General features: G+C 63.4%; 11 protein-coding genes. 10 read left to right on the top strand and 1 reads right to left on the bottom strand.

The features are described from left to right. Positions 1–2 precede the first annotated feature (2 nt). From PVZ72_RS17205 to PVZ72_RS17235, 7 genes are read left to right on the top strand one after another with little or no spacing between them, the layout of a single operon-like run. Positions 3–2,216 carry a polysaccharide biosynthesis tyrosine autokinase gene (locus PVZ72_RS17205; RefSeq protein ID WP_133860433.1) on the top strand — a complete coding sequence of 738 codons (2,214 nt, stop codon included), beginning with the start codon at positions 3–5 and terminating at the stop codon, positions 2,214–2,216. A 47-nt stretch (positions 2,217–2,263) separates the two neighbouring features. Next, entirely contained in the window at positions 2,264–2,794 is a 531-nt protein-coding gene (rfaH, locus tag PVZ72_RS17210; protein ID WP_273862564.1) for a transcription/translation regulatory transformer protein RfaH, read from the top strand. A 35-nt stretch (positions 2,795–2,829) separates the two neighbouring features. Further along, positions 2,830–3,828 (top strand): glycosyltransferase, encoded by a 999-nt coding sequence (locus PVZ72_RS17215; protein WP_133860431.1) that lies wholly within the window; start codon positions 2,830–2,832, stop codon positions 3,826–3,828. Then, positions 3,825–5,072, top strand: a complete 1,248-nt coding sequence (locus tag PVZ72_RS17220) for a glycosyltransferase family 4 protein (RefSeq protein WP_273862565.1) — start codon at positions 3,825–3,827, stop codon at positions 5,070–5,072. Before PVZ72_RS17215 ends, PVZ72_RS17220 begins: the two co-directional genes overlap by 4 nt. A gap of 31 nt (positions 5,073–5,103) precedes the next feature. Continuing rightward, on the top strand, positions 5,104–6,192 hold the full coding sequence (locus PVZ72_RS17225) for a glycosyltransferase family 4 protein (RefSeq protein WP_273862566.1): 1,089 nt from the start codon (positions 5,104–5,106) through the stop codon (positions 6,190–6,192). A gap of 37 nt (positions 6,193–6,229) precedes the next feature. Then, the gene (locus tag PVZ72_RS17230) at positions 6,230–6,547 is read left to right on the top strand and encodes a hypothetical protein (protein WP_133860428.1); all 318 of its coding nucleotides are present in this window, start codon (positions 6,230–6,232) and stop codon (positions 6,545–6,547) included. 45 nt (positions 6,548–6,592) lie between these two features. Continuing rightward, on the top strand, positions 6,593–7,792 hold the full coding sequence (locus PVZ72_RS17235; protein ID WP_187980883.1) for a glycosyltransferase family 4 protein: 1,200 nt from the start codon (positions 6,593–6,595) through the stop codon (positions 7,790–7,792). A 3-nt stretch (positions 7,793–7,795) separates the two neighbouring features. On the opposite strand, the gene PVZ72_RS17240 is transcribed toward PVZ72_RS17235, so the two are convergent. Next, complete coding sequence (locus PVZ72_RS17240) at positions 7,796–8,659, bottom strand: isocitrate lyase/PEP mutase family protein (protein ID WP_133860426.1); 864 nt, start codon at positions 8,657–8,659, stop codon at positions 7,796–7,798. A gap of 288 nt (positions 8,660–8,947) precedes the next feature. Between PVZ72_RS17240 and PVZ72_RS17245 the strand changes: the two genes are divergently transcribed. The 3 genes from PVZ72_RS17245 (at position 8,948) to PVZ72_RS17255 (ending at position 12,387) form a co-directional block, all read left to right on the top strand. Further along, positions 8,948–10,156 (top strand): methyltransferase, encoded by a 1,209-nt coding sequence (locus PVZ72_RS17245; RefSeq protein WP_273862567.1) that lies wholly within the window; start codon positions 8,948–8,950, stop codon positions 10,154–10,156. Between the two features lie 138 nt (positions 10,157–10,294). Further along, on the top strand, positions 10,295–10,507 hold the full coding sequence (locus tag PVZ72_RS17250) for a hypothetical protein (protein ID WP_133860424.1): 213 nt from the start codon (positions 10,295–10,297) through the stop codon (positions 10,505–10,507). Between the two features lie 470 nt (positions 10,508–10,977). Further along, a complete protein-coding gene (locus PVZ72_RS17255) occupies positions 10,978–12,387 on the top strand; it encodes an undecaprenyl-phosphate glucose phosphotransferase (RefSeq protein ID WP_133860423.1) in 1,410 nt (469 codons plus the stop codon). Positions 12,388–12,518 lie beyond the last annotated feature (131 nt).

Below are 12,518 nucleotides of genomic sequence, written 5' to 3' on the forward strand. Positions count from 1 at the left end.
CAATGACCGTCATGCAGCGCTCTTCGTTCGAACAACACGAAGAACAACATCTGGATCTCAAGACGATGGCCCTCACGCTTCTTGACCACAAGAAGCTGATCGCGGGCATCACCGCGGGCTTTCTGGCCGTGGGCATCGCCTACGCCGTGCTGTCCACCCCGCAATACGTCGCCGGGGCGATGATCCAGATCGAACCCAAGAAGAATGCGCTCACGGCGGTTGCCGAGACCGTGGTGCGACCCAATTCGGCCTCGCCGGCCGTGGCCGAGATCGAGCTGCTGAAGTCGCGCGCGGTGCTGACCAAGACCGTGGAAAACCTGCGCCTGGACATCGAGGCCAAGCCGCGCTTCTTCCCGCTGATCGGCCACTACCTGTGGCGCCACTACGAAGCCGAGAAGCCAGGTCAGCTGGCGGACAGCTGGCCGCAACTGCGCGGCTTCGCCTGGGGCGGCGAGCAGATCGACGTCTTCCAGTTCGACGTCCCGGACGACATGTACGGCGAGACCCTGACGGTGGTCGCCGGCAGCAACGGTCGCTATCGCCTGCTGGACAAGGACAAGCAGCCGCTGCTCGACGGCCAGGTCGGCCAGATGGCCGCCGGTAACGGCTATCGCATGCAGATCAAGACCCTGACCGCGCGCCCCGGCACCGAATTCAAGGTGACCCGCAATCGCGTCATCACCACCGCGCAGCTCTATCAGAATCGCATCAAGACCAGTGAAGCCGGCAAGGAGTCGGGGATCATCTACCTGTCCCTGGCGGACGAGAATCCCGACCTGGCCAAGAGCGTCCTGTCCGAGATCAGCCGCCTGTACGTCATGCAGAACGTCGAGCGCAGCTCGGCGGAAGCCGCCCAGCGCCTGGACTTCCTGCGCGGCCAGCTGCCGGCGGTGCGCAAGGATCTGGAAAGCGCCGAAGCGGCCCTGAACAACTATCAGACCAACAGCCGCTCCGTGGACATCAGCCTGGAAACCAAGGCCGTCCTGGACAAGATCGTCACCCTCGACACCTCCATCTCCCAGCTCAAGCTCAAGCAGGCCGAATACGATCGCCTCTATACCCGCGATCACCCCAGCTACAAGACCCTGCTGAACCAGCTCGCCCAGCTGGAAGTGGAAAAACGCAGCCTGCAGCGCAAGGTGGAAGCCCTGCCCAGCACCCAGCAGGAACTGCTGCGCCTGAACCGCGACATGAAGGTCACCAACCAGACCTATCAGCTGCTGCTGAACCAGGCCCAGGAACAGGACATCATCCGCGCCGGCACCATCGGCAACGTGCGCCTGGTCGACAACGCCGACGTCAACCTCGACGAGCCGGCCACCAATCGCAAGATCGCGCTGATCCTGTCGCTGCTGCTGGGTCTGGTGACCTCCGTGGTGGTGGTCTTCGTCCGCCAGGCCTTCCAGAAGGGCATCGAGAATCCCGACACCGTCGAACAGATCGGCCTGCCGGTCTATTCCACCCTGCCCTTCACCAAGGACCAGGAGCGCCTGAATCGTCGCCTGAAGAAGAAGACCCGTACCGGCGAACCCAACCTGCTGAGCGTGGTGCAACCGGCCAACCTGGCGGTGGAATCCCTGCGCAGCCTGAGATCCAGCCTGCACTTCGCCATGCTGGAAGCCAAGAACCGGGTGATCATGATTTCCAGCCCGACCCCGGGCGTCGGCAAATCCTTCGTCTCCAGCAACCTCGCCACCGTGGTCGCCCAGTCGGGTCAGCGCGTGCTGCTGATCGACGCCGACATGCGCAAGGGCTATCTGCATCGCGTGTTCGGCCTGCAACCGCAAGCCGGCCTGTCCGAACTGCTGACCGGTCGCAGCAAGCTGCGTGAAACCATCGTGCCGAGCGGTATCGCCCAACTGGACATCATCAGCTGTGGCCAGGCCGCGCCGAACCCCTCGGAGCTGCTGATGCACGCCAACTTCTCCCGTCTGCTGGACGAAGTGGGCAGCCTCTACGACCTGGTGATCATCGATACCCCGCCGATCCTGGCGGTGACCGATGCCGCCCTGGTGGGTCGCCTCGCCGGCACCACCCTGCTGGTCACCCGTTTCGGTCAGAGCACCCTCAAGGCGGTGGAGAACTCCCGTCGTCGCTTCGCCCAGAACGGCATCACCATCAAGGGCGCCATCCTCAACGGCGTGCAGCGCAAGGCCTCGACGTCCATGGAAGACGATGGCGTCTACGGCTACTACGAATACGGCCCCCGTACCTGATACGTCGCTCCGCCGCACCTGACTGCCCCTAGAGAAGGAACTCGCCCATGACGCTCGCCCATCCCGCCGGTCACTGGTATCTGGTGCAGACCAAGCCCAATCAGGAAGGCCGCGCCGAAGAAAACCTGAGCAGACAGGGTTACGTCTGCTTCCGGCCCCAGCGCGAGCGCAAGGCCTCCGGCAGAAGTCGCGCGAGCGGCAGCGAGTCGCTGTTCCCGGGGTATCTGTTCATTCAGCTCAACGACGTGAACGACAACTGGTACCCCATCCGCTCGACGCGCGGCGTCAATCGGATCGTCAGTTTCGGCACCCAGCCGACGGCCGTGAGCGAAGGCATCATCGACGACATCCGCCAGCGCCTCGCCGCGCTGGCGGAACCTGCACCCAGCCATCAGCCCGGTGAGACCGTGCGGGTGCAGTACAGCCAGGAGCTGGAAATGGACGCCGTGTTCCTGAGTGCCGATGGCAACGAGCGGGCCATCATCCTGCTGCGCATCCTGCAACGCGAACAACGGGTCAGCGTCGCTCTTGATCAACTGTCGGCAGTCGCCACCGTCAACCAGCGGCTGCGCGCCTGACCAAGAACTGTAAGGCCCTTTGGAGGAATCTGTTCATGCAATGCAAGACCACGGTCGTTACCGTCACCTACGGCAATCGCCTCGGCTATCTGGAGCAGCTGGTCACCCGTGCCCTGGCCGAACGCACCATTCACCAGGTCGTCGTGGTGAGCAATGCGGCCACGGTGTCGCTGGATAGCCTCGAAACCCGCTGGCCCGGTCAGGTCAAGGTGATCAACCTGAGCGAGAACACCGGTTCCGCCAACGGTTACGCCGTGGCCCTGGAAGCCGCCCTGGCCACCGATACCACCCATATCTGGATGATGGACGACGACAACGCGCCCCTGGGCGATGCCCTCGACGTGCTGCACCGTCGCCTCGACGAACTCGGCGCCATCCACGGTCGCGACAAGGTCGCCGTGCTCGGCTACCGGCCGACCCAGCAGGCCGATATCGCCCAGTGCATCCCGACCCGGATGATCACCCAGCCGCGTTCGAGCTACTTCGGCTTCCACGTGGCCCGCATCCCCTACAAGATCTGGCGCCGCCTGCCCTGGGGCCGTCCGCGCGGTGGCCAGCCGGAAGCCCTGGTCGAGCTGCCCTTCGCCCCCTATGGCGGCATGCTCGCCCACCGCAGCCTCTACGAGCGCATCGGCCTGCCCCTGCGCGAGCTGGTGCTCTACTCCGACGACACCGAGTACACCTATCGCATCACCCAGGCCGGCGGAAAGCTGTTCATGGTCACCGAGGCGGAACTCGAAGAACTGGAGCACTCTTGGAACATCAAGGAAGGCACCAGCAACGTCTACCAGAACTACCTGCAGGCCGGCTCGGACTTCCGTGCCTACTACGCCGCGCGCAACCAGGCCTGGTTCGACAAGAACGTCTGGGCCAGCTCCCGGCCGATGTACAGCCTCAACCGCTACGTCTTCCACACCCTGCTCAAGTGGTTCGCCCGTGACGACAAGAGCCGTCAGCGCCTGGCGCTGATCCGGCAGGCGGTCCAGGACGGCGAAACCGGCGCGCTGGGGATAAACCGCAGCTATCCGCTATGAAACTGCTCTTTCTCAACAGCTTCTATCCGCCCCATGTGGGCGGTGGCGCGGAGCTCATCCTGCAACGCAGCGTGGAAGGCTTCCAGCAGCGCGGTCACGACGTGGCCGTGCTGGTGACCGGTCCCGAGCAGGGTGTGCGGCAGGAGACGGTGAACGACGTGCGCGTCTATCGCGCCGGGCTGAAGAATTTCTACTGGCCCCTGACCCAGCAGCGCCCCGGTCCGCTGGCGCGTTTCGGCTGGCACTTTCGCGACCAGTACAACAGCGCGATGCGGGCGCCCCTGCGCCAGGTGCTGCAACAGGAAAAGCCGGACCTGGTGGTGTGCCACAACCTGTCCGGCTGGTCGGTCGCGGCCTGGGACGAGATCCGTGCCAGCGGCGTCCCCATCGTGCAGGTGCTGCACGACATGTACCTGCTGTGCCCGAAGAACACCCTGTTCAAGAAGGGCCAGAGCTGCCAGAAACTCTGTGGCAGCTGCGCGGCCCTGCGCCGGCCCCACGCCGAGCGGTCCGCCAAGGTGGATGCCGTCGTCGGCGTCAGTCGCTACCTGCTGGATACCATCGTCAACAAGGGCTACTTCGGCGGCGTTCCGCGCCAGGTCATCCATAACGCCAGCCTGATCGCCGGCAGCAATGCCGAGACCGCGACCCCCAGTCCGGACGGCGTCGTCCGCTTCGGCTACATGGGCACCCTGTCGGAGAACAAGGGCGTGGGCTGGCTGATCGAGCAGTTCCAGCGGCTGTCGCTCAACGCGACCCTGACCATCGCCGGCAAGGGCCAGCTGGATTACGAAACCCAGCTCAAGGCCATGGCCGATCCGCAAAAGGTCAGCTTCGTCGGCTACCAGAAGCCCGAGGCCTTCTACCAGAACATCGACGTCTTCGTCGCGCCGTCGCTGTGGGCCGAGCCCTTCGGCATGGTCGCCGTCGAGGCCTGCGCCTTCCAGAAGCCGGTCATCGCCAGCCGCATGGGCGGCCTGCCGGAGATCGTCCACGATGGCGTCAACGGCCTGCTCTGCAACCCTGACGACCGCGACTCCCTGGGCCGCGCCCTGCAGTGCCTGCATGACGATGCCGAGCTGCGCAAGCGACTGAGTCTGCTGAGTCGCACCGCAGTGGCCGACCTGCTGAGCATGGACACCATGCTCGACCAGTACCTGGCGCTCTTCGAGGACGTCCTGGGCAAGGCGCAACACGGCTCCGCCAAGCAGCTTCACGTACCTCACACACAGCTTTCCAACTGATCCACCCCAGGTCACGGCAACGGGCAGAATCATGATCATCGTCAATTCCCGCTTCATCACCCAGGATCTTCGCGGCGTCCAGCGCTTCGCGGAATGCATCTCGCTGGAGCTGGCGAAGCTGCGATCCGACCTGCGCTTCGTCGCGCCGCCCGGCGTCGTCAGGCCCGACGTGGCCAAGCGGCTGAACATCGAGATCATCGGCACCCGCCAGGGCCAGCGCTGGGAGCAATGGGACCTGCCGAACTGGCTGAAGAGCCAGGGCAGCCCCCTGCTGCTGTCGCTGTGCAGCACGGCGCCGCTGCTCTATACCAACCAGATCGCCACCCACCACGACATCAACTACGTGCGCTTTCCCGAGAGTTACTCGTGGAAATTCCGTACCTCGTACCGCTGCCTGATCCCCATGCTGCTCAAGCGTTCGAATGCCCTGATCACCGTGAGTGAATTTTCCCGGGACGAGATCTCGCGCTTCTATCGCTACCCGAGCGACTCGATCACGGTCGTACCCAATGCCGTCGCCGACGCCTTCACCCTGGCGCCGCGAATCGACAGCGCCGACATCCCCTATCTGCTGGCGGTGTCCTCGCCCAGCTACCACAAGAACTTCTCGCGGATGCTGGAAGCCTTCGCCGCCCTGCCGCGGGACCTCAAGGTCGAATTGCGCATCGTCGGCGACAGCCACGCCGTGTTCGGCCAGAGCGATCTGGCGACCCTGGCCGCCAGGGATCCGCGGGTCAAGCTGCTCGGCCGCATCGACGATGCCGAACTGGCGCGCCAGTATCGCCAGGCCACCGCCTTCGTCTTTCCGTCGCTCTACGAGGGGTTCGGCATCCCGCCCCTCGAAGCCCAGGCCTGCGGCTGCCCGGTGATCTCGGCCAATACCGCCTCCATGCCGGAAGTGCTGCAGGACAGCGTCCTCTATTTCGACCCCTACGAGACGGCCAGCATCACCCAGGCGATGCGCACCATCCTGCAGGACGCACCGCTCAGGGAGGCGCTCCGCGCCAAGGGCCTGGCCAACATCCAGCGCTTCAACTGGCAGACCTCGGCCAGCAAGGTCTCCGACCTGCTGGACAGCGCCCTGGCGAGCTCCTCGAAGACCACGGCCAGGGCCGCCTGAAACGACCACAGAACAATAATTCAGCGATCAAGAACTCATGGAAGAGACAAGCAACGCCATGGCAGGCCAGAGCCGCTCCTCGGTACCCCTGACGCTCGACAACGACACGAGAACGTCCGGGCGCGTCCTTCAGGTCGCTGAATGCCACCTACTGCAAGGCGGCTCGGACGACACCGCGGCAGCGACCGCGGAATGTCCGGATAACGCCGCTGCTTGCGAAACGCCTGCAACAGACACCGTCTTTGCACAAAGCCCAACCATCAAGTTGCACGAGCTCGACAGCCCTTCGGACAGCATCGAGATCACCCGGCTGCCCTGGGGATATGCAGTGACCAGAAAGACCCGCACTCCATGAATCAGCACCAGCACTTGATTTCATTTCACGCTTAAGGAAGACGACATGAAAATCGCCATCGTTCACGATTGGTTGGTAACCTTTGCTGGCGCCGAACGCGTGCTTGCCGAACTGCTCGACATCTGGCCGGAGGCGGACCTGTTCAGCGTGATCGACTTCCTCTCGGACGAGGATCGGGCGCAATTGCAGGGCAAGCAGGCGACCACCACCTTCATCCAGCGCCTGCCCCAGGCCAAGAAGCGCTATCAGACCTACCTGCCGCTGATGCCGCACGCCATCGAGCAACTCGACCTGTCCGGCTACGACCTGATCATCTCCAGCAGCCATGCGGTGGCCAAGGGCGTCCTGACCGGTCCGGACCAGCTGCACATCAGCTACGTCCACTCGCCCATCCGCTACGCCTGGGACCTGCAGCACCAGTACCTCAAGGAAGCCGGTCTCGACCGCGGCCTCAAGGGCAAGCTGGCGCGCGTCATCCTGCACTACGTCCGCATCTGGGATCAGCGCACCGCCGCTGGCGTGGACGCCTTCGTCGCCAATTCCCACTTCATCGCCCGGCGCATCAGCAAGGCCTATCGCCGCGAAGCCAAGGTCATCTATCCGCCGGTCGACATCAGTCGCTTCACCCCAAGCGGCGGCAAGGAGGACTTCTATCTCACGGCCTCGCGCATGGTGCCCTACAAGCGCATGCCGATGATCGTCGAAGCCTTCAGCTCGATGCCCGACAAGAAGCTGGTGGTGATCGGCGCCGGCCCCGAATTCGAGAAGGCCAAGGAAGTCGCCGGCCCCAACGTCACCATGCTGGGCTACCAGGACTTCGACTGCCTGCTGGATCACATGCGCCGGGCGCGGGCCTTCGTCTTTGCCGCCGAGGAAGATTTCGGCATCACCCCCATCGAAGCCCAGGCCTGCGGTACCCCCGTCATCGCCTATGGCCGGGGTGGCGTCCTGGAAACCGTGCGCGGCCTGGATACGCAACAGCCGACCGGCGTCTTCTATCCGGAGCAGACCGCTGCCTCGCTATGCGCCGCCGTGCGCCAGTTCGAGGCCCTGGAAACACCGATCAGCCAGCAGGCGTGCCGGCAGAATGCCGAGCGCTTCGCCACCAAGCGCTTCCGTCAGGAAATGCGCGCCTTCGTCGAAGCCCGGATCGCCGCCCTGCACCTGCCCGCCGACCTGGATCTGGACATCGTGACGCCCTTTCCCAGCAAGGGCCTGCAGCCGAGTTCGCTGAGCACGGCCTGATGGTTACTCCTTCACGTCCATGAATTCCCGCGCCCAGACTCGATACTCCTGCAGTGTCGAGTACTTGGTGGAGAGTTCCGATGCGGACAGGTCGGACGCGGTGATGTCGCGCTGCTCCCTGAGGCAATCATAGGTCGCCTTGATCGCCGCGAAGTAGGCGGCATGGCCGTTCACCACGACCCGCACCCCGGCCTTGGCCAGGCGGGCGTTGTCACGCAACTGGGGATTGCCGTAGGTCACCAGCATCACCGGCACGCTCAGGTGCTGGGTGATCTCTTCCAGGTGCGCGAAGTCGCGAATGCCGACCATGCAGATACCGTCCGCGCCTGCGGCCTCATAGGCCTTGGTGCGGGAGATGACTTCCGCGGTGCTCAATTCGGTGGCATTGGTCCGGGCAAAGATGCTCAGGGCTTCGTCGATACGGGCTTCCAGCGCGCCCTTGATCTTGCCGATGCCTTCCTCGACGCTCACCAGGTCGGTGGACTTGCGGCCATAGCCGGCCGGCAGCACGGTGTCCTCGATGGTCAGGGCAGCCACCCCGGCGCGTTCGAGCTCGGTGATGGTGCGCATCACGTTCAGCGCATTGCCGTAGCCATGATCGGCGTCGGCGATGATGGGCAGCCGGGCGACCCGACCGATGCGCGTGGCCTGCTCGACGAACTCGCTCAGGGTGATCAGGGCGAAGTCCGGCGCGGCCAGCACCTGCAGGGAAGCCACCGACCCGCCAAGGATGCCCATTTCGAAACCGAGATCATTGGCGATGCGCGCCGACATGGGATCGAAGACGGACGCCGTGTGGTAGCAACTGTCCGATTTCAGCAGGGATCTGAACGCTAGACGCAGCTTGTGCGGGGAGGTTGGCTTCATAGGATTTTCCTTCTGGGATATACCGAACAGACAATGTTAGCGCGACAAGTAGTGGTGACACGACCAGATGTCCGGCTTTGAGATAAATCGATTCATCAAGCTGACTCACGGTCACCGCTCGGCCTCACGCGCTTCAGCTACCGGAAGCCAGGGTCCGAATGTCGTCGAGCAAGGCTCAGCTGGCGCAGCCGGGCGCCGGAAATTTCGATACCCAAGTCTGCCTGGGCGAAGTGACAATAGTGGCCAGGCCCTGCCTTCCTGCCAATCCCGTCATTGCCTAATGCCATCATGCTTGCCGCCGACTTGCTAGACCGCTTCACCGCCCTGGATCTCTTTCTGACCCGGCATCAGCACCTGTGGCGGCCCAGACCCTTCGTCGAACGCGAACTGGCCTGGGAATCGAGCCATCCGGATCTGGCCCGCTGGCTGCGGGCCCGCAGTCTGGAAGCGGCCGAGGCGGCCCATAATACTCCCCAGCTGCTGGAAGCACCTGAACCCTTCCGCTCGCTGGCCGCTACCTCGCTGGCGCTGGGTCAGGTCGAGGAGCGCCAGGCGCAGCCCGGTCGCGATCGGCCTGGCAGGCAGGAAGTCGACGTGCCCGGACGCAAATGGCTGCAGATAGAAGCCTTCGCCCGCACGCTGGACTTTCAGCAACCCGTACAGCGCTGGGTCGACTGGTGTGCGGGCAAGGGCCACCTCGCCAGGCACCTGACCCATCAGGGTGCGCCGGCCGTCTGCCTGGAGGTCGATGCGGCTCTCGTCGAGGAGGGCGAAAGGCTCAGCCACCGGGCTCGAACCCCGGTGCACCATTATCAGGCCGATGTGCTCCAGCCGCTTGCAGGAGCACCGCTCGGCAGTCGCGACACCCCCGTCGCTCTGCACGCCTGCGGCGACCTGCACGTCCAGCTGCTCAGGGTGGCCGCGGAACGGGGCTGCCAGCAGCTGGCCCTGGCGCCCTGTTGCTATGACCGCATCACCGCCGCGGCATATGGTCCGCTGTCGGTGCCGGCCAAGGCCTCGGCGCTGCGGCTGGACCGGGAAGCCCTGCGCCTGGCCCTCTGTGAAACCGTCACCGGCGGGCAGCGGGTGCGGCGGGACAGAGACCTGTCCATGGCCCGCCGGCTGGGATTCGATCTCCTGCAGCGCGAGATCAGGGGCTGCGATACCTATCTGAATACGCCGCCGCTGCCCAGCCACTGGCTGCGCCAGCCCTTCTCGGCCTTCGGTGCGGAACTGGCGCGGCGCAAGGGATTGCGGCTGCCCACCGGGATCGACTGGCCCCTCTGGGAACAACGGGGCTTCCAGCGGCTGGCAGAAGTTCGTAATCTCGAACTGCTGCCCGGTCTGTTTCGGCGTCCTCTGGAGCTCTGGCTGGTGCTGGACCAGGCGCTGTTCCTACAGGAGCAAGGTTACAGTGTGAGGTTGGGGACCTTCTGTCCCGCCAGTCTGACACCGCGAAACCTGCTGCTGACCGCGGAAAAACGCCGCTTGGTATAGGCCTACAGCCGCTCTACCCTGCACGTTTGTCGGAATCTGAGCGGAGGAGTGTAAAAAATACCTTTTGGTGATGGACTTCTCACAAAGTCTGCACAATAGTTAGGTTGCAATCTCGCAAAAAAAGCAGGAATAACAAAAATGCGCTACTACCTGCCCGTTTGGACCGGCGTTGCCGGTTGCCTCGTCTTCGCCCAAGCCCAGCTGCCCTGGCTTGCGGTGGCCTCCCTCCTTGTCAGCTGGTCGTTCCTGCTGTTCTCGCACGACAACACGAGAAACTCAGCCTGGCATTCCAAGATCTCCAGCCTCCCCGTCAATTCCCCCCTGAGTTTTCAGTCCCACCATCGCCATTGAGGCGTGTTTCAGGCCAGGGACTGGCCTACACCCGACCTGACCGGTCTGGCTGTCTCATTGTTTGGCGAACCAGCTCACAATTTCCGCATCCCGCACTAAAGTCCGACGGAACGTTTTACCCCCTCCCGCTGCCCGGGCAAGCCACTCATCGCACCCTGATGCGAGAGAAGTGTGCCAGCCGTCCGCCCGCGTTGTGACGCACTCCGCCCTTCTTCACTTCCCTCCCCCCGTCGCAGACCGACTGGCGTGCTATTTGCCCTGATTTGGGGCAACTCGACAGCGTCGTCCGGCCTTTCTACCGTGTGAACCTCTTAATCAGTGCCGAGTCCTAACGTCGCTACAGCCATCATGGCATTTAGCGATCGGTGGTCAGTCATCGGTCCTAGAGCGCCATAGTGAACATTTCATACGCTGGTAGCTGCCTCGCCCAGTTGAAAGTTCGTGCACGGTATACGCACAAGGATGGAACCATGAATTTGAAAGAACGCGGCATTTTGCATACGAATTCCTCGGCAATCTCGCTCGCACACCGCCTGCTCGATCTCGCCGTGATCACGCTGAGCGCCTACGTGGCAGGCACCTGGGCGTCGGACACCGGCATGCGTCCCGAGCATTGGGTCGTCATCTTCCTGTCCTTGCTGATCTTCCACTTCCTCACCGAGCTGAACCACGTCTATGGTTCCTGGCGCGGCGAGCGCATCACCGATGAACTGCTCAAGATCGCCACCTACTGGGTGCTGACCTTCGCGACCGTGTTCATGGTGGACTACTTCTTCTTCGATCAGTCCTATCTGACGCCTGGCGTGATGCAGGGCTGGCTGGGTCTGACGCTGGGCACCCTGTGCGGCTATCGCGTGCTGCTGCGCTCGATCATGCATTCCCTGCGCAAGGCTGGCATCAATACCCGCAACGTCGCCATCGCCGGCAACGGCATGGTTGCCCAGCGCCTGGCGCACACCATCAGCACGGCGCCCTGGATGGGCCTGCGCATTGCCGGCTTCTATAGCGACAACCAGGATACCGGTGAGGAAGGCGTGCCCAGCCCGGCGCTGAATGGCGGCCTCGACCAACTCATGCAGGACGTCCGCTCCGGCCTGGTCGACAAGGTCTACATCACCCTGGGCATGGCCGATCAGAGCAAGATCAACTGGCTGGTCCAGGAGCTGAGCGACACCACGGCTTCGGTGTACATCATCCCGGACATCTTCATGTTCCACCTGCTGCACGCCCGCAGCGAAAGCCTGGACGGCCTGCCCAGCATCAGCATCTTCGATACCCCGATGGATGGCGCCAGCCATATCGTCAAACGTATCGAGGACATCGTGCTGGCTTCGATCATCCTCGCCATGATCTCCCTGCCCATGCTGGCCATCGCCATCGGCATCAAGATCACCTCGCCCGGTCCGATCTTCTTCAAGCAGAAGCGCTACGGCATGGACGGCAAGCCGATCGAAGTGTGGAAATTCCGCAGCATGAAGGTCATGGAAAACGGCGCCAAGGTCACCCAGGCCACCAAGAATGACTCCCGCATCACCCCGTTTGGTGCATTTTTACGACGTACGTCTCTCGATGAATTGCCTCAATTCATTAATGTACTCCGCGGCGAAATGTCCATCGTCGGTCCCCGCCCCCATGCCGTCGCTCACAACGAGCAGTACCGCAAGCTGGTGCAGGGTTACATGCTCCGCCACAAGATGAAGCCCGGCATTACCGGCTGGGCTCAGGTCAACGGCTGGCGCGGCGAGACCGACACCCTGGACAAGATGCAGAAACGCGTCGAGTTCGATCTGGACTACATCCACCACTGGTCCTTCTGGTGGGACGTCAAGATCATCTTCCTCACGCTGTTCAAAGGCTTCATCAATAAGAACGCATACTGAGTCTGGCCGGGGCCGCTGGCCCCACTGCTCAGCACGACGATCTGGAGCCTGGACTCCTGACTCTAATTACATCGGCAGCGAGCAACTCCCAAGGGGATTGCTGGGCTATCTGCCGTCGATACCTGTTGTCC

This window comes from Pseudomonas sp. LA5 (assembly GCF_028640825.1).
Classification (GTDB): domain Bacteria; phylum Pseudomonadota; class Gammaproteobacteria; order Pseudomonadales; family Pseudomonadaceae; genus Chryseomonas; species Chryseomonas aestiva.